The following is a 17,007-nucleotide window of genomic DNA, read 5'->3' as shown; positions in this document are numbered from 1 at the left end:
TCATGAGAAAGTGGTTTGGTTTATTGTTAATGATTGGGGGAATTTCGTTGCTTGGGGTAGGTGGCTGGCAATATTTCAATACGAAACAAGCGGAGAAAGAATCACTCCAAGAAGCAAAAGAAATACTAGTAAAGACGGAAACGAAGCAAGAACGATCCGATTTCAAGCCGAAGCAAAATGAAACAGTTGGTATTTTGCGTATTCCAAAAATCGATGCAGAGTTGCCAATTGTAGAGGGTACAGATGAAAATGACTTGAAGAAAGGTGTCGGTCATTTTGCAACAACAGCATTTCCTGGAGATAAGGAGCAAATCTTGCTTTCAGGGCATCGAGACACTGTATTTCGTCGTTTCGGAGAATTAGAGGTTGGGGATACGTTCATTGTAGAGCTTCCGTACGGTACATTTACATATGAGATGCGTGATTCAAAGATTGTCCCAGCGAATGATACGTCCATTATTGGTTCCATCCAAGGAGAAGAAGTATTGAATATTTCAACGTGTTATCCGTTCCGCTTCGTTGGGGATGCACCAGATCGATATGTCGTGTACGCATATCCTGTGGATAAGGACACAACAAGATAGACAGAAAGTAGGAAAAGAAGCATGAAGAAGAAAGCAAAAGAACAAGCACCTGTTCAAGAACCAGAAAAGAAGGGATGGTTTGGCAGGAAGAAAGATCCGTCGCTAGCGCCTGTGTATGTACGTTTTGGAGCGATGATTATCGATTTATTTATTCTGTCCATTCTATATGGGGTGACAGTCTTCGCTGTAACAGGTAATTATAAAGACTTACTTGGACGCTTCGGTGCGTCAGTTGGTAATCCTACATATGATTTGCTTATTGCAACCGGTATATTAGCACTGTATTTCATTATTGTTCCATTCGTGTGGCGTGGTCGTACTGTTGGGAAGAAAATATTGAACATTCGTATTGCGAAATATCCAGATGGAAAGCTAGATTTTCAAACAATTATTATTCGTTTTGTTGGGAACATCGGTTTAAATATTGCACTTTTAGGAATACCAGCTATTGCGAACATTTACCTAGTATGGTTACGAAAAGACAAACGTGCGATTCATGACTTAATCGCAAAGACGAAAGTTGTGTACGATAAGAAATAGAGAGAAGCTAGCTCTTAAGTAGAGCTAGCTTCTTACGTAGAGGAGGTTTCTATGAATCAAAGGAGAGTAGAACTTATACTATATCTTGTAAAGTGGACAGTGTTAGCAAGTATTGTCGGAATTCTTGTTGGATCAGCTTCGGCTTTCTTCTTAGTAAGTCTCGAATGGGCAACTAGTATGCAACATACATATACATGGCTTTTATTTTTATTACCATTTGGCGGAGCTCTTGTTAGTTATACATACTGGAAATACGGACAGAATGCCTCTAAAGGAAACAATTTAATTATCGAACAAGCACAAGGGGAAGAAGAAAGTGTACCATTTCGAATGGCACCACTTGTATTAGGTGGAACAATTATCACGCATTTATTTGGTGGTTCTGCTGGCCGAGAAGGTACGGCTGTACAAATGGGTGGGGCATTTTCAGAGTTGGTTGCGAAAGTATGTAAGCTTGATAAGATAGACCGTAAAATTATCCTTATTTGTGGAATTAGTAGTGGATTTGGATCCGTATTTGGAACCCCACTTGCGGGAACGATTTTCGCACTTGAAGTATTAGCGATAGGAATGATTCGACATGAAGCGTTATTCCCAAGCTTCGTTGCGGCGTGTATTGGTAATATCGTAACGGTAGCATGGGGTGTTGGTCATCATCCTTACGACATTGGCGATGTTCCGGTGTTCTCTTGGTTACTCGTTATGAAAGTTGTGTTAGCAGCTATATTATTTGGTTTAACGAGTAGGGTGTTCAGTGGGTTAACGCATTGGATGAAGAGAGGCTTTGTGAAGTTGTTTGTACATCCTGTGTGGCGAAGTTTTGTCGGTGGTGTTCTATTTGTACTGTTAACGTTACTTATTGGAACAAGAGATTACACAGGGCTAGGCATTCCGTTAATAGATCAGGCATTTGACGGGACGGTTGCGACATTTGCTTTCTTAATGAAATTGTTCTTTACGGCACTGACGTTAGGGGCGGGTTATCAAGGTGGGGAAGTAACACCATTATTTGTTATTGGTTCTTCCCTTGGAAGTACGTTAGGAAGCTATTTAGACGTCTCGATTCCGTTTCTTGCGGCACTTGGATTTATCGGCGTATTTTGCAGCGCGACAAGTACACCAATTGCATGCTTTATTATGGGGATTGAGTTATTTGGTTCAGAAGCAGCGATATACTTCTTCCTTGTATGTATCATTAGTTATGTATGCTCAGGTCATACGGGGATTTATACATCGCAACAAATTGGTGTGAGTAAGCGAAAGGCTGTACGTGCAAAGGAGTATGATACAATTTATCCGATTAGGCAGAACAAATAGAAGCAATCAGTTCTTATATTTAGATGAGTAGATTTACATTCGGTAAAATCAAAAGGGTGAACATATTTTATATATAATATGTTCATTTTTTTATGTCTTTTTCTTAGTGTTTGTTTCTTTTAGATGCTTTCATCATAAAAATATCAGGATAATGAATGAAAGTAATTAGAGAATGATAGACTAAATCCTTCTTTTTTTAAACTATTTAAAGATAAGAAAGTATATAAGCTTGTAAAATGTTTAGCTCTACCGCCTCCTATTTCTCTTTCAAAGTGTGTCCCCGGTCACATTTTTTGCATGAATAATCTTGTATAGTCGTGTTAGGGACAAACTTTTCAACCTTATATTTTTTATAGCTAATCTTTAGTGAAAGGAACTTTTATGGTGGAAACAATAACGAAAGAACAGATTTTAGAAGAATTAGAATGTGTGATTGACCCGGAGCTTGGAGTGGACATTGTGAATCTTGGGCTTATATATGATGTGATATTCGTAAAGGTCCATCATGTGAAAGTTATAATGACGATGACATCGATGGGCTGTCCAATGGCCGGTCATATTATTGCAGATGTAAAAGAAACGTTGCTTCTTCATGTGCCTGTGTTGAAAGAAGTTGATGTGGACATCGTGTGGACGCCTGCATGGACAAAAGGTCACATGTCAAGGTTGGCAAAGATGGCGCTCGGACTGCATGCTTAATAGAAAGGAGAATGGAAGACAATGTCTTTTTACAAAACATTAACACCTTATTATGATGATATTTTTCCTACTAATGAAAAAACGTTAGCCTTTTTAGCCTCCCATTTCAAAGAAGGTGCCTCTGTGTTGGATGTAGGAGCCGGAACAGGGAATATGGCTATTTCTCTTGCACAGCAAGGATTCCAGATAACATCGATGGAGCCAGAAGAAAGCATGGCAGAACAAATTCAGATGAAAGCACAATCTCATCAGCTTCCAATCGTTGTCACAACGAATACGATGCAACAACTCGGTACGCTAGATGAAACATACCAAGGCATTTATTGTATTGGTAATACGCTTGCCCACTTACATGATGTGGAGGAAATACGCGCCTTTTTTCACCAAACGCTCGAAAGATTGCAACCGGAAGGCGTCTTTATTTTTCAAATTGTAAACTTCGATAAGAAAGATTTCTCCTTCCCGATTATTGAAAAAGATGACTTTTCATTTGAACGCCAGTATGAACGAGATGGCGAATATATGTTGTTCACGACAACACTTTCTACAAAAGAACGTGTACAAACGAATACAATTCCGTTGTATCCGACTACCGTTATGCAATTGCGACCAATGTTGGAAGCTTGCGGATTTGAGGCCGTAACTGCTTACGGGAACTTTTCCTTTAAAGCATATGATTGTAATGCCCCAGCCTTGATTATGGTGGCTAAGAAAGGGAAATGAATTTTGTCTTTTTCAGGAAAGTAAAGCTTGCAAGGCATTCCGATTGCAAATGCGTATTTGTCGAGCTGATACTGTAATATAGCCTTTCCTTTGGAAAAAGGAAAGCTTTCGACTAAGTGTTTCCCTTGATGTGCCGAGCATGGATGCAGCATCTGTTTTATTGATGGGCAGTTCGAAAGCTTCGTTCCCGCTATTTTGGCTGCATTGCAGAAGGAATGTAGCTAAGCGTTGCCCGACATCTTGGTTACTTAATTGGCTGAGTTGAAACTCTGCTTTTTCTAGCCTTTCGCTTAGCTGATTGAGCATGTTGAACTGTAAGCTCGGTATGTTAGTCAAAATATCTTTAAAGGTGTGCCCTTGCAGGATACAAACTTCGGTCAACTCGATGGCTTCAGCATTCGAGTTTAACGGACTACTGCGGAATAATGATAGCTCGCCAAAAAAGTCTCCAGCTTGAATGATGCGGACAACTTGTTCACGGCCATCCTCGGATATATGCGTTATTTTGACGGTGCCTTTATGGACGACAAATAAATGATTGTTTACATCACCAGCTAAAAAAATGACTTCTCCTTTTTTGTATGTCTTATGTGTCACGATATGAGACAGCTCCATTATTTCTTCGGTTTTTAACTGTTGAAAAATCGGCACAAAAGACAGGCAATATTTTTTATTGCACTGTAAACATTGCATTTTCTTTTTTACCTCCTTTATTTTTATGTCATCATGTCATGCTCATGCTATTTAGCAACTAAAGCAAGCGAATGGATTAGGTCTGTTCTTATTTTACTTGTTTGAAGTTCTTCTTGTTGTGATACAAATCACATTCATATCCTGACAGGTATGTTACAGTAATTATCACAATTATGAGTGAAATTGGTTTTGATAATATAGTTAATCCTGGAGTGTTGCAAACGACAATCGTAGTATTTTAACAGCATGGGTATAGGGACACACTTGAATTTATGTAATCGAAAGTGAAAAACGTATGATGTCTCTACAAATGATAAAACCAATCTTTACAGACTGTATAGATTGGTTTTATTTTTTTGCGAATTTCGCATCGTTAGTCAATTTATGTTGAAAATGATTTAGATGGTAGGAGTGATTCAGTCTGTAATCCCTTTATGTCTCGTTAAATTACGATATTCTCCGTGAATTACCAGCCACTTAAGGCGATTTTGACATATTGAACATTTTTGTAAGTAGAACGAAGCGAACACCTTTTTTCTGCATAGCTGGAATGAATTTATCAAGCGAATCGACTGTTCCTTGAAGTGGTACACCAGACGCAGAATGTTGGAGAAGTACGCTACCAGGAAATGATCCTCCCATAACTTTGTTTGCAATTTCATCTCCGCTGAGTCCTTTCCAGTCAAGTGTATCAACACTCCACTGCACAATCATCAGCTTCTTTTTTGTTGCCCAACTTAATTGTTCTTCGGTAATGGATCCATAAGGTGGTCGGACGAAGCGTGGGGAATAGCCAACTAAGTCTTTAATTAAGTTATTTGTTTTGTTAATCTGTTCTTTAAATTCTTCAAGAGAGAGCTTGGCATAGTTAGGGTGACTGTAAGAATGATTGGCGAGAAGATGTCCTTCATTCGCGATTCGCTTCACCATTTCAGGGTGTTTCTCAATATTTTGTCCGAGTAGAAAGAATGTTGCTTTTACGTTATATTTCTTCAACTTCTGTAAGAGCTGTGGTGTGAAACCAAGATCTGGCCCATCATCAAACGTAATCGCTACTTCCGCTTTGTTGTAAGGACCCGAAAATGCATAGGCATATTTCTCGACCCATGTAAAAGGTGTCCATGAGCCGCGTAGTTCATCCGTTGGCTGTGGTGTGCGTGTTGGATAAGGATAAGGTGTTTGATACTGGGGATAAGGAATGGGTGCATAGACTGGTGGTCCATATGGATACGTAGGTTGATAACGCATGTCTTGAGGATACGTATAATACATACGAGAAAGACCTCCTTCAAAAAGCTAATAATCTTCCTACATGTTTTATATGCGCCGCTTCTTGTCTATAGTAGATGTTTTTGAAAACTTGTTGGAGTGTGGGGGATTTGATAAATCCTACTAAAAAAAGAAGCCGAGGTATATACCTCAGCTTAAAGGGTCTTAATAAATCGTTCTAATCGGTCACACGCTTCTACTAACGTATCATAGCTATATGCATAGGAAATACGAATATGTCCTTCACCGTATGAAGAGAATGCAGAACCAGGAATAACAGCTACTCGTTCTTCTTCTACTAATTTTGTTGCAAAGTCGAAGGATGAAAGACCGAACTTTGAGATAGATGGGAATAGATAAAAGGCACCTGTTGGCTTTGGAACATCAAGCCCCATCTCTAGGAAACGCTTGTATACGAAATCACGGCGTTCTTCGTATGACTTTTTCATTTCTTTTGGTGTATCTCGTGCATTTGTTAATGCTTCTACGGCTGCATATTGAGAAATAGATGTCGCACACGAGACGTTATATTGATGTACTTTCAACATTTCTTGTGCTAGATAACTTGGTGCGAAGGCGAAACCAATGCGCCATCCTGTCATCGAGTGAGATTTCGATAAGCCGTTAATGACAATTGTTTTTTCATGCATTACTGGGTGAGTAGCAATAGATTGGTGTTCTTCACCGTACACAAGCTCACTATAAATTTCATCAGACACGACGAAAATGTCTTTGTCTTTTAATACATCAATGATGTCATCAAGCGTTTCTTTTGATAATGTCACACCGATTGGATTTGATGGATATGGCAGCACAACGCAACGGGTCTTCTCTGTGATAGCCGCTTCTAGTGCTTCTTTCGTTAACGTGAAGTTCGTTTCACGCGTATCGACATAGACTGGTGTTGCTCCGCATAGTCGAATAATTGGTTCATATCCAGGGTAAACAGGAGCAGGTAAAATGACTTCGCATCCTTCTTCTAAAATGGTACGGAAGCTAATATCAATTGCTTCACTAGCACCCATTGTAACGATTACTTCAGATGCTGGATCATATGTAAGGTGATAGCGGTCCGCTACAAACTCACACGCTGCTTTGCATAGCTCAGGTAAGCCAGCATTTGGTGTATAGATTGTTTTGTTATGATCAATAGCGCTTTTTCCGCTTTCTTTTACAGAAGGGGGTGTTGGATAATCCGGTTGTCCAATTGTAAGCGACAGGACATTATCAAATTTTGATACGTATGTCGCGAATTGGCGGATGCCACTAATTTGAGTTTCTTTCACAAGAGGATTAATAAGATGTTTCATCGTGTTCTTCCTTTCTATAGATGTGTATCGTTTTTTTCTATTTTATCATATGAACACATATAGCTGGAGGGGTTTGTCGACATAACACGAAAAAACAAGATATTTTTTTCAGAATATTTTGACTTAAAATGTTATAATTTAGGAAAATGTGTTGGTGGGTGAGGGACTGTGGGCGTTGTAAAGGACTTATTAATCCAATTAGCAATTGTTATTTTGCCAGTCTTTTTGTATGAAATGTTATGGATGAATCGGCACCATACGACGTTGCCGAAAGATAACAAAGTTATGTTGGCCGGGTTTTATATTTTCTCTGCGATTTTAAGTTTGTATTACTACGTATACAATGATTTTGACGGAGCAATTCATTTTTGTATGATTATTATTATTAACGCCTTTTTGTACGGTGGTTATGTGACGGGTGCTGTATTGTTATGGAGCGTTATTATGTATGCGATGTTATTTCATCCAAATCATATTAGTCCTGATAAAGTGATGATGTTTTCTTTCTTTATTATTCCAGCGTTATTACATAAAAGGTGGCAAACATTTACGAAAAATCGCCGGATTATTACGTCTTTTGTATTAGCGAGTATATACATTTCACTTAATGTTATGATTTTCCTTGTTTATTATGCAATTTATCCAGAGGCTTATTCACATCCAAATACGTTTTTGAATTATTCATTAATTATGGGGATGTTTGTGTTTACGACGACACTTCAAGTGTATTTGAAAGAATATATGCAGGAAAATGCAGTTATTCGTACGAAGACGCAACAATCAGAGAAGTTGAATGTTATTAGTGAACTAGCGGCAAGTGTAGCACACGAAGTTCGGAATCCACTTACCGTTGTACGCGGATTTATTCAATTGATGCAGCAAAATAAAGTAGATGGGAATGAAGAGTACTTTAAATTAGTGTTAACAGAACTTGACCGTGCAGAGAATATTATCTCTGATTACTTGAATTTAGCAAAACCTCAAATGGAAGAGAAGAAGCATATTCATTTAACGAGGCTCATTCATGAAATTACCACATTAATGTCTTCGTATGCGATGTTAAAGGGTGTCTTTTTGCAAGTATATGTAGACGATGATTTATATGTTGTTGGTGATGAAGTGAAATTAAAGCAAGCAATTGTAAACGTACTCAAAAATGGAATAGAAGCCATTACTGAAATGCGTGGTTATATCAAAATCAGTGCCACAAAAGAGCAAAATAAAATTGTTATTAAAGTAAAAGATACCGGAGATGGTATGACGAAAGATCAACTTCTTCGATTAGGACAACCTTTCTATTCGTTGAAAGAAAAAGGAACCGGTCTTGGATTAATGGTTACGTTCCGAATCATCGAATCACATGAAGGGATAATCGAATATTTTAGCGAAGAAGGGGACGGAACAGAAGTAGTTATTACGCTCCCAGCAGATAAAAAGAAATAGAGCATGTGATGTGCTATTAGCATATCGCATGCTCTATTTTTACGTTTTTTGTTGGATTGGGTTACCTTTTAAATCCGTTATTTTCTTTAGAGTAGAAGCTGAAATTCTCCATTTATTATCTTCTTTTACGAGGAAGTGTGTTGCGGTTGTAATATTATCTTGAAAATCTGGATTTGGCTTTTTGCTCACAGTTTTTTGGATGATTTCTACTGTAGCAGATGCTTCTGTAGATGTTGTAATCTTAATATCTGTAAATTCAACTTGCACATCAAAGGAATCAAATAACAGTTGTGTCATTTGTTTTGTTTGCTCAAGTAAAGCGGAAGATTGAGACATAGTACTCATATATGTATCAATGTCTTCTTTGTTATAGGCATCTTCATGGACTTTTAGCATTTCCTTTATCTCTGTTTCAATTGTTGCTTTGTCTTTTTCATCTTTTTTCTTGTCTATTGAGGAAGTATTTTCTTCTTTTGGAGTAGAAGTATTTTCATTTGCCTTTTCTGTACATCCGATAATACCAATGACTAATAGAATAAGTAGTGATAGTAGTCCCCATTTTTTTCGTATTGTCATTTCATATATCCTCCCATTATAGTTTTGGAATTACAATATAATTCTAAAACTTCTGTAAAATAAAGGCAAATATTTCTCTCTTCAAATAAAAATAAAAGCTATTCTCGATATGGACGAGATAGCTTTTATTTTTATTAGCCGAAAATTAAATTTCCAACGCAAAGAATAAAGATGATGGCGCTTGCAATTGCAGTCATAATTGCAAAGGATTTTGCTGTTTTTCGGTACACGATTAACTCAACTGCATATAATGCTAGCCAAATGCTAAGTGGAAGAAGTGCCCAAGCGATACGTTCTACTAAACCTTCTTCTTGTTGGCCGTTTAAGATGAGGAAAAACATTGAAATAATGGTGAGCCATTTGAATAATGATTGGATAATTTCAAAAGGTTTTTTCTGCATAGTAATGTGTTACCACCTTTCTCTGTGTACGCATATGTATTTTATTCTTGTAATCTATACTACTATATGTCTATTTTAATATATTTTGCTAAGAGCGAATAGAGATTATTTTAAGTTACCTCACATTTGTAGATAATATGAATATACTGATATATCAGGACAAGAGGGAGAGGAGCCGAGGACGATTAGTAACGTACAGAAAGTGAAGGCAAATGCGATAAGTACGTTAAGTGGCGGTATTAACATAGGAACGACAACAAATGTGACGGTATCGATCCAACGTTTTTTTGCCAGTGGTATTAATTTATCTCTTGGAACAACAACGATACAAGCGACAAGCTTTAAGAATGATAATGGTGTTACGCTTAGTGCGAATGGTTTACCTACATCACCAACATATGGATACTATAATGTGTATGTTAACGGCTTGCTGCAACCTGGGGGATCAGTAACACTTAGTTCGAATCAAGTGCAAATAAGCGGAAGTGCTCTTCTTAATACGAGCGTCCAAGTGATGGTTGTGAACTTTGGGGGAACAGCTTCTACATCTACTGCAACGAATAATTTAAGTGTTGCAACGACCATCTCGACGTAGTGTGAATATAGTAGATAAGAGAAGGGAGGAGAAGGTGATGAGCGCAGAATTAGAGAAACTAAAAATAAATGCGGCAAGTACAATAAGCGGGGGAATTAATGTAAGTACAACAACGAATGTGACGGTATCGATCCAACGTTTCTTTGCTAATGGAATTGCTCTATCTCTTGGAACAACAACGATACAAGCGACGAGTTTCAAAAACGACAACGGTGTGACACTTTCAGCAAATGGATTACCTTCTCCGCCAACGAATGGGTATTATAATGCATATTTGAACGGCATTTTACAACCTGCTGGGAATGTAACTTTAACAAATAGTAGTCTTGTTATAACGGGGACGGTTCTTACGCTGAGTACAAGTGCGCAATTAGAGGTTGTGAGTTTCGGAGGATCATCGACGTCTACAGCGACAAATAACTTAAGTGTATCGACAACACTTACAACATAATGATAAATAGAGCCTACTACGAAGGCTCTATTTGCTTTTCCTAGTAAAAAAGTATGTATTCTAAGGAAAAAAGCATAGGATTTCTAACAAAATAAGGAATCGTTATAGTATAATGTAAGGAATGAGGGGCTATGAATTAGTATGGAAAGGAGAAGATGAACGAATGAATCCAGAAAGAAAAGCAGCAGTGGAAGAATTAGCGAACAATTTTCGCTTTACTATCCGTCGATTTCGAACAGATATGAATCAAATGTTTGATTCGTACATACCGCTGAATGAATTTTTTGTGTTACGTATTTTGAAGCGAGACAAGCAACAAATGGTATCAAAAATCGCGAGCGAGTTAATCGTCTCAAATAGCCATATTACAGCGGTGACAGAGAAATTAATTAAGCGAGAGTTAGTAGAGCGTAATCGTTGTAATAATGATCGCCGTGTCGTCTATTTAGAAATTACAGAGGCGGGCATGAAGCTTGTGACAGAGATGGAAGAGCTGCAAGCGAATTATATGAGAGAGAGATTTGACTGCTATACGGATGAAGAGGTTCGTATCATGAATGATCTATTTAAGAAGATGACATAATTTATCAGCACAGGAAGCCAAAAAAGATAAGTAGGGATGTATATTCTATTTATCTTTTTTGGCTTCGCTTTGTTATGGTTGTTTCATAAACAGACTTCGTAAGCTTTTAACCCATGTACGTTCTTTCGCTGCAGCTACCGATCGTTTTGCTACTTGGAGCTCACGAATAATACGCATAAGTTGATCATCTCTTTTGTGAGAGTGTTTTGTTATCGTTTCTTCTATTGTAAGCAATCTATTGTCTTGACGCTTATGCTCATCTAACAGAAAATGATTTAGCTGAATAATTTCATTGTTTTGCTCTGCAATTTGGTTCATCTTGTGTAAAAATTCTTCCATTTTTTTTGCTTGCTCTTTCATTGTGATGCTCATATCGTGGGGAATTGGTGTAAGGGGCTTTGGAATGGCTTCTTCTAATAATTGTGCGACTAGTTCGTCAAGCTCAATTAGTGTTTCGCGTTGCTCGCGATGTATCTTCTGTAATAAGCGTACATCTTTCATTGTGTAGCAACGTTGTCCATTTGTGTTTTTTCGAATTTGGTAGCCTTGCATTTCAAGTATTCGACTGTATTCACGAATAAGAGTACTATCGATACCTATTTTTCTGGAAACATGACTAGTAGAGTAATTTCCTTCCATTGGCAGAACCTCCTGTATATAGCTTCATGCTATACACAATTCCATAAGGAGAGGAGAATTCCTTTAAGGGATTTTGTCGTATGTTGAAAATGTTTCAACATACGACATCGATGTACTACTATAGAACAATCGTATCTCTTGTCATTTGCTAATTCTTTCGTTAAGATAGTTTTCTGGGAAAATATTCTACAGAGGTATTGTGTGTAGAGGAAAGTTAGTAACCAATAGTATTACCATTCTATATTTCAAGATACAGCGACAGAGAAGTGGATGTTGAAGGGTGGGAAGAGAAGATTGTCACCATGCATAATAACAACTACGAACACCTATTATGTTATGACAATAGATTAATATGACGAAAAGTATAAAAATAAAAATAATATCTATCCTAGCATATACGCTTTTTGTATATGGATGGATTTTCTTTATTGATAACGATTTATATATGTGGACGGTAAGTATTGATTCACTTTGTATGATTGGCTCATTCGTTTGTACATTAGCTATATATAAGCGTTTGAAGACACATCAGTTGCAAAATGATTATTTTTGGCGGTTAGTTGGCATTATGGCATTTGGTATTACGATGGAGTTTGGACTAGAAACGATTTTCTCACTGCTATCCGTCGAGCATTTTCGTGTAATCCCATATATTTTATATATGTGTGTGTATGCATATATTATTTTGTGGATTAATTTCGATCAGCATGAGAAGAAACAGATGGTTCGCTTCATGTTAGATATTCTCGTTGTCTTTGTAACGGTATTTGCATTAGGTTACCAATTTTTCATTCATCCTTTATTAGATCAAGGTAAGATACATAAAGTGGATATAATTGGTGTTATTTACTTATTGTTAGATATTGGAATGTTATGTGCAATATTTGCTTGTTTCGTCCTAAAAATTTATAAAAAGCTTAGTCGTAATATTGTGCTACTATTAACAACTGCGTTTGTATTGCAATTGACGATGAATGGTATGAATATGTATGTTTTCTTTTTCCATGGCAAAAACATTTGGCACTATGTGAGTCCCGTTATCATGATAACAGGGATGCTATTGCTCCTTTGTGTAGAAATTCATATACAGGATGGGAAAAAGGGACAAGTTCAGTTGTTCTCATATGAACGTATTCAAAAAATGGAGTATATTTACTCTTATATTTTCTACTTCTTATGTAGTATTACTTTATTTGTTGCGTTTTTACATACAGGTGAGAAGTTAACAGTTAGTTCAATTAGTTTCGGTGTCGTCTTAATGATTATGTTAATGCGACAAATGTTAATCGTCATTGAAAAAGAAGAATTACTTCAAAATGTTCATCAAATGAACGGCGAGCTTCAAGAATTAGTACAAGAACGAACAAACAGATTAGAAGTAAGTGAAAATAGGGATAAATCATTGTTCCAAAACTATCCGAATCCTACTTTTTATTTAGATGTAAAAGGGAATATATTACAGAGGAACAAAGCGGCAGAAGAAATTACATCGAAAAAAATGAACAATATTAACGAGTTTATTGCAGAGAAGATGATGTTCCAAAATGAAGAGGATATTAATAATATTAACAATAAAATATTGAGTGGTTCACTGACGACCTTTGACTTTTCGATGTATGACAGTGAACTTCAGATTACTCGTTATTTCTCCATTACGTCTATTCCAATCCGTATTAAAAGGAAGTTAAAGGGGATGTACGTTATTTTGAAAGAAATAACGCAAACGATTGTTCAAGAGAAACAAATTTATGAGTTGGCTCATTATGACACGTTAACGAAATTAGCAAATAGACGTACGTTCGATGAAAAGTTAGCGGCGCACATTCGATTAGCAAATGAAGATGAGCATTCCGTAGCAGTGATGTTTATTGATTTAGACCGTTTCAAAATTGTTAATGATACACTGGGCCATCATGTTGGAGATGAATTGTTGAAAGAAGTAGCAAAACGCCTTCTATTAGCAGTGGATTCAAGTGCATTAGTTGCTAGGCTTGGTGGAGATGAATTTACAGTTCTCTTCTATAACTTTGAAGAAGAGGCGGATTTAGCAAGGATTTCAAAAAATATTTTAGCTGTATTTGAAAATCCAGTTATTATTCAACAGCAAGTGCTTAAAGTCACACTTAGCATAGGTGTTGCCATTCATGAGAAGGGAATGGACGGTGCGACATTAATGAAAAATGCTGATTCTGCGATGTATTATGTAAAAGCAAAGGGAAAGAACAATTATCAAATTTATGATGAATCGATTGCGTATCACTATCAACGTCAATTTAAAATTGAGAAAGATTTATATAAAGCAATTGAACATAACCAATTGACCCTGTATTATCAGCCGCAATATTGTATGAGAAAGAAGACATTTGTAGGGCTTGAAGCGCTAGTACGTTGGAAACATCCATCACTTGGCATTATATCCCCAGCCGATTTCATTCCAATTGCGGAAGAAACAGGTTTAATTGTGAACATGGGTGAGTGGATTATTAGAGAGTCTTGTAAGAGGATGAAAGAGTTGTTGAATAAGGGTTATAAAGTAACGAAGATGTGCGTTAACATTTCAAAGAAGCAATTAGAGAAAGAGGGCTTTGTGGAGAGGATAGCTACGATTTTTGAAGAAATAGGAATTGCTCCAACCTACATAGAATTTGAACTGACCGAGAGTATTTTATTAATTAGAGATAATGAGCTTCTCCAGAGGATGGAGAAATTAAAAAATCTCGGTATTAGTATTGCTATCGATGATTTTGGAACAGGCTATTCTTCGTTAAGTTACTTACCGAACTTTTCTTTCGATACGCTAAAGCTAGCACGCGAAATGATTGAAGGAATTGAAGAGAATGAGAAGCGTGCGACAGTTGTTGAAGCTGTATTAGATTTAGCACACTTGTTAGGATGTAAAACAATTGTCGAAGGGATAGAAACGGAAAGTCAGGCTACATATTTTCAAGACAAATGCCACTATATGCAAGGATATTATTTAAGTAAACCATTGCCACCAGAAGCAGTAGAAACATTTTTGGAAGAGTGTCATTTTGCTGTGAAGTAATGTATAAAGATAACAAAAAGAGGTGTACAACGTGAATGACTTAGCGTTGTATACCTCTTTTTTCATTATACGCACATATTTTGGAAATAATGATAAGTAGTGTGGGAAGGAGGGGGCATCGTGGTGAATATGCTCTGTATGTTGCTATTAATAACATGTATATTCCTTATTCATAAACGCTTAAAAAAAGAAAATGTGTACGTAGCTGATTTTGGAGGATTCGTAAGAATTATCTCACTGGGAATTATCGCAGCATTGACAGTTGAATTTCTTTTCTTACGTTTTGCTACTGATTATTTAAGAGTTATTTCATACATTTTATATAGTTGTTTATTTATAGTATTCGTTGTTCTTTTCATTCGTAAGATAATTATTGTGACGGAGAAGGAAGAGTTGATGCAATATACTTACGAAATGAATGAGCAATTTGAAGACCTTCTGTATGAACGAACGAAGGAGTGGAGAAGAAACGAGCATAACGACTACTCTTTCTTTCAGTATTTTCCAAATCCAATCGTTTATATCGATGTGGATGGGAATATTTTAAAGAGGAATAGTGCAGCAGAAAAAATGATTTTTGGTGACATGAAGCATATAAAAGAACTTCCTTTACATAAAGATTTTTTGCAAGGAGATAAGAAAGTTCAAGATCTTATTGAGAATGTGTTAAAAGGAGAACGTAGGAAATTTGATTTCTCTGTATATGACGTAGAGTTACGTACGACGAGATATTTCGAGGTTACCTCGATTCCCGTTCATATCCAAGCCAAATTAGATAGCATGTACGTGATGTTGAAAGAAACGACGAAAGCAATGGAACAAGAGAAACAAATTTATGAGTTAGCACATTATGACCCCTTGACGAAGCTGGCAAATAGACGAACATTTGATAAACAGTTAACAACACACCTTACATTAGCAGATGAAAAAGACCGGAATGTAGCGGTTATGTTTATTGATGTAGATCGTTTCAAAATGGTGAATGATACACTAGGTCATGATGTTGGAGATGAGTTATTGAAGGAAGTGTCGAGACGATTAGTAGTAGCAGTTACTTCAACAACATTGGTTGCTAGGCTTGGTGGGGATGAATTTACAATTTTGTTTTATGATTTTATGAACGAGAAAGAATTAATCAAAATGTCGGAAATAATTTTGGCGACATTTGATAAGCCAGTCATTTTGCAGGAACACGTGTTGAAAGTGACATTAAGTATAGGCATTGCTATTTATGAGAAAGGAATGGACAGTGCGACGTTAATGAAAAATGCCGATTCGGCGATGTATTATGTAAAAGCAAAAGGAAAGAACCACTATCAAATTTTTAATGAAGCAATTGCTCGACACTATCAATGCCAATTCACGATAGAGAAAGATTTATACAATGCTATTGAACATAATGAGTTGATACTATCTTATCAGCCATTATTTTCTTCAAGGCAATCTGCTTTTAGTTGTTTAGAAGCGTTCGTTTGTTGGAAACATCCATCGCTTGGTATTGTCTCATCTGCTGAGTTTATTCCGATTGCAGAAGAAACAGGTTTAATTGTGCCGATAGGGGAATGGGTTATTCGGGAGGCATGTAAGAAAATGAGAGACTTGCTTTCAAAAGGGTATCCTTTAATGAAAATGTTTGTGAGTATCTCACAAAAGCAATTAGAAAAAGACGATTTCTTAGAGAAGGTACAATCTATTCTTTCAGAAGTGAATATAGCAGCTACATATATAGAATTTGTAGTGATGGAGAGTACATTAGTTGCGAGGGAAGGCGCTTTGAAACATAAAATAGAAGCTCTTCGTCATCTCGGGATATGTATTACGATTGCTAATTTTGGGACGGGACATTCATCGTTAAGTTATTTACCGAACTTTTCGTTCGATACACTGAAGTTAGCTCGTGAACTTACTGAAGGAATGGAGGAGAATGATAAGCGTGCAACAGTTGTTGAAGCTGTATTGGAATTAGCATACTTGTTAGGATGTAAAACAATTGTTGAAGGAATAGAATCGGAGAATCAAGTAGAATATTTTCAACATAAATGTCATTACATGCAAGGTGAGTATTTAAGCAAACGATTATCATTAGAAGAAATAGAACGCTTTTTGCACGAACAATAAAACAAAAGATCCCCTGAGCA

At 36.8% G+C, this 17,007-nt stretch carries 17 protein-coding genes; 11 read left to right on the top strand and 6 right to left on the bottom strand.

From position 1 onward, the window contains the following. Nucleotides 1-2 precede the first annotated feature (2 nt). From srtD to IEV41_RS08740, 5 genes are all read left to right on the top strand, one after another. The gene (gene srtD / locus IEV41_RS08760) at nt 3-584 is read left to right on the top strand and encodes a class D sortase, LPxTATN-specific (RefSeq protein WP_188388008.1); all 582 of its coding nucleotides are present in this window, start codon (nt 3-5) and stop codon (nt 582-584) included. Nucleotides 585-605: 21 nt separating this feature from the next. Next, nucleotides 606-1,124, top strand: coding sequence for an RDD family protein (locus IEV41_RS08755; protein ID WP_188388007.1), 519 nt, complete (start codon nt 606-608; stop codon nt 1,122-1,124). Nucleotides 1,125-1,175: 51 nt separating this feature from the next. Next, complete coding sequence (locus tag IEV41_RS08750) at nt 1,176-2,441, top strand: voltage-gated chloride channel family protein (RefSeq protein ID WP_188388006.1); 1,266 nt, start codon at nt 1,176-1,178, stop codon at nt 2,439-2,441. A 381-nt stretch (nt 2,442-2,822) separates the two neighbouring features. Continuing rightward, on the top strand, nt 2,823-3,140 hold the full coding sequence (locus tag IEV41_RS08745; RefSeq protein WP_188388005.1) for a metal-sulfur cluster assembly factor: 318 nt from the start codon (nt 2,823-2,825) through the stop codon (nt 3,138-3,140). A 21-nt stretch (nt 3,141-3,161) separates the two neighbouring features. Further along, a complete protein-coding gene (locus IEV41_RS08740; RefSeq protein ID WP_188388004.1) occupies nt 3,162-3,863 on the top strand; it encodes a class I SAM-dependent methyltransferase in 702 nt (233 codons plus the stop codon). A 12-nt stretch (nt 3,864-3,875) separates the two neighbouring features. On the opposite strand, the gene IEV41_RS08735 is transcribed toward IEV41_RS08740, so the two are convergent. From IEV41_RS08735 to IEV41_RS08725, 3 genes are all read right to left on the bottom strand, one after another. After that, nucleotides 3,876-4,556 carry a Crp/Fnr family transcriptional regulator gene (locus IEV41_RS08735; RefSeq protein WP_188388003.1) on the bottom strand — a complete coding sequence of 227 codons (681 nt, stop codon included), beginning with the start codon at nt 4,554-4,556 and terminating at the stop codon, nt 3,876-3,878. A 477-nt stretch (nt 4,557-5,033) separates the two neighbouring features. After that, nucleotides 5,034-5,828 carry a peptidoglycan-N-acetylglucosamine deacetylase gene (locus tag IEV41_RS08730; RefSeq protein WP_188388002.1) on the bottom strand — a complete coding sequence of 265 codons (795 nt, stop codon included), beginning with the start codon at nt 5,826-5,828 and terminating at the stop codon, nt 5,034-5,036. 152 nt (nt 5,829-5,980) lie between these two features. Then, nucleotides 5,981-7,135, bottom strand: coding sequence for an aminotransferase A (locus IEV41_RS08725; protein ID WP_188388001.1), 1,155 nt, complete (start codon nt 7,133-7,135; stop codon nt 5,981-5,983). A gap of 168 nt (nt 7,136-7,303) precedes the next feature. On the opposite strand from IEV41_RS08725, the gene IEV41_RS08720 reads away from it, so the two are divergent. Continuing rightward, nucleotides 7,304-8,578, top strand: a complete 1,275-nt coding sequence (locus tag IEV41_RS08720; RefSeq protein WP_188388000.1) for an ATP-binding protein — start codon at nt 7,304-7,306, stop codon at nt 8,576-8,578. 39 nt (nt 8,579-8,617) lie between these two features. Here the strand turns inward: IEV41_RS08720 and IEV41_RS08715 are convergent, their stop codons facing one another. Both IEV41_RS08715 and IEV41_RS08710 read right to left on the bottom strand, forming a co-directional pair. Further along, nucleotides 8,618-9,154 carry a Cif family virulence factor gene (locus tag IEV41_RS08715; protein ID WP_188387999.1) on the bottom strand — a complete coding sequence of 179 codons (537 nt, stop codon included), beginning with the start codon at nt 9,152-9,154 and terminating at the stop codon, nt 8,618-8,620. A 134-nt stretch (nt 9,155-9,288) separates the two neighbouring features. Then, nucleotides 9,289-9,555 (bottom strand): hypothetical protein, encoded by a 267-nt coding sequence (locus tag IEV41_RS08710; RefSeq protein WP_188387998.1) that lies wholly within the window; start codon nt 9,553-9,555, stop codon nt 9,289-9,291. A 202-nt stretch (nt 9,556-9,757) separates the two neighbouring features. Here IEV41_RS08710 and IEV41_RS08705 point away from each other — a divergent pair, with 202 nt between their 5' ends. The 3 genes from IEV41_RS08705 (at nt 9,758) to IEV41_RS08695 (ending at nt 11,184) form a co-directional block, all read left to right on the top strand. Then, nucleotides 9,758-10,150 carry a DUF4183 domain-containing protein gene (locus tag IEV41_RS08705; protein WP_188387997.1) on the top strand — a complete coding sequence of 131 codons (393 nt, stop codon included), beginning with the start codon at nt 9,758-9,760 and terminating at the stop codon, nt 10,148-10,150. Nucleotides 10,151-10,187: 37 nt separating this feature from the next. Further along, nucleotides 10,188-10,601 (top strand): DUF4183 domain-containing protein, encoded by a 414-nt coding sequence (locus tag IEV41_RS08700; RefSeq protein WP_188387996.1) that lies wholly within the window; start codon nt 10,188-10,190, stop codon nt 10,599-10,601. A 163-nt stretch (nt 10,602-10,764) separates the two neighbouring features. After that, entirely contained in the window at nt 10,765-11,184 is a 420-nt protein-coding gene (locus IEV41_RS08695; protein WP_188387995.1) for a MarR family winged helix-turn-helix transcriptional regulator, read from the top strand. 72 nt (nt 11,185-11,256) lie between these two features. Here the strand turns inward: IEV41_RS08695 and IEV41_RS08690 are convergent, their stop codons facing one another. Further along, nucleotides 11,257-11,823 (bottom strand): DUF3967 domain-containing protein, encoded by a 567-nt coding sequence (locus IEV41_RS08690; protein ID WP_188387994.1) that lies wholly within the window; start codon nt 11,821-11,823, stop codon nt 11,257-11,259. Between the two features lie 352 nt (nt 11,824-12,175). Between IEV41_RS08690 and IEV41_RS08685 the strand changes: the two genes are divergently transcribed. Next, nucleotides 12,176-14,869, top strand: coding sequence for a sensor domain-containing protein (locus IEV41_RS08685; RefSeq protein ID WP_188387993.1), 2,694 nt, complete (start codon nt 12,176-12,178; stop codon nt 14,867-14,869). A 129-nt stretch (nt 14,870-14,998) separates the two neighbouring features. Next, on the top strand, nt 14,999-16,987 hold the full coding sequence (locus tag IEV41_RS08680) for a putative bifunctional diguanylate cyclase/phosphodiesterase (RefSeq protein WP_229722222.1): 1,989 nt from the start codon (nt 14,999-15,001) through the stop codon (nt 16,985-16,987). The last annotated feature ends 20 nt before the right edge of the window (nt 16,988-17,007 follow it).

It is taken from the genome of Priestia taiwanensis, assembly GCF_014638355.1.
Classification (GTDB): domain Bacteria; phylum Bacillota; class Bacilli; order Bacillales; family Bacillaceae_G; genus Priestia_D; species Priestia_D taiwanensis.
The sequence above is the reverse complement of the archived record's forward strand: the minus strand, read 5'-3'. Positions and strand labels throughout refer to the sequence as shown.

Excerpts from the sequence above, each read along its gene's own strand:
- srtD (WP_188388008.1), top strand. The coding sequence starts at position 3 with ATGAGAAAGTGGTTTGGTTTATTGTTAATGATTGGGGGAATTTCGTTG.
- IEV41_RS08755 (WP_188388007.1), top strand. The coding sequence starts at position 606 with ATGAAGAAGAAAGCAAAAGAACAAGCACCTGTTCAAGAACCAGAAAAG.
- IEV41_RS08750 (WP_188388006.1), top strand. The coding sequence starts at position 1,176 with ATGAATCAAAGGAGAGTAGAACTTATACTATATCTTGTAAAGTGGACA.
- IEV41_RS08745 (WP_188388005.1), top strand. The coding sequence starts at position 2,823 with ATGGTGGAAACAATAACGAAAGAACAGATTTTAGAAGAATTAGAATGT.
- IEV41_RS08740 (WP_188388004.1), top strand. The coding sequence starts at position 3,162 with ATGTCTTTTTACAAAACATTAACACCTTATTATGATGATATTTTTCCT.
- IEV41_RS08735 (WP_188388003.1), bottom strand. The coding sequence starts at position 4,556 with ATGCAATGTTTACAGTGCAATAAAAAATATTGCCTGTCTTTTGTGCCG.
- IEV41_RS08730 (WP_188388002.1), bottom strand. The coding sequence starts at position 5,828 with ATGTATTATACGTATCCTCAAGACATGCGTTATCAACCTACGTATCCA.
- IEV41_RS08725 (WP_188388001.1), bottom strand. The coding sequence starts at position 7,135 with ATGAAACATCTTATTAATCCTCTTGTGAAAGAAACTCAAATTAGTGGC.
- IEV41_RS08715 (WP_188387999.1), bottom strand. The coding sequence starts at position 9,154 with ATGACAATACGAAAAAAATGGGGACTACTATCACTACTTATTCTATTA.
- IEV41_RS08710 (WP_188387998.1), bottom strand. The coding sequence starts at position 9,555 with ATGCAGAAAAAACCTTTTGAAATTATCCAATCATTATTCAAATGGCTC.
- IEV41_RS08700 (WP_188387996.1), top strand. The coding sequence starts at position 10,188 with ATGAGCGCAGAATTAGAGAAACTAAAAATAAATGCGGCAAGTACAATA.
- IEV41_RS08695 (WP_188387995.1), top strand. The coding sequence starts at position 10,765 with ATGAATCCAGAAAGAAAAGCAGCAGTGGAAGAATTAGCGAACAATTTT.
- IEV41_RS08690 (WP_188387994.1), bottom strand. The coding sequence starts at position 11,823 with ATGGAAGGAAATTACTCTACTAGTCATGTTTCCAGAAAAATAGGTATC.
- IEV41_RS08685 (WP_188387993.1), top strand. The coding sequence starts at position 12,176 with ATGACGAAAAGTATAAAAATAAAAATAATATCTATCCTAGCATATACG.
- IEV41_RS08680 (WP_229722222.1), top strand. The coding sequence starts at position 14,999 with ATGCTCTGTATGTTGCTATTAATAACATGTATATTCCTTATTCATAAA.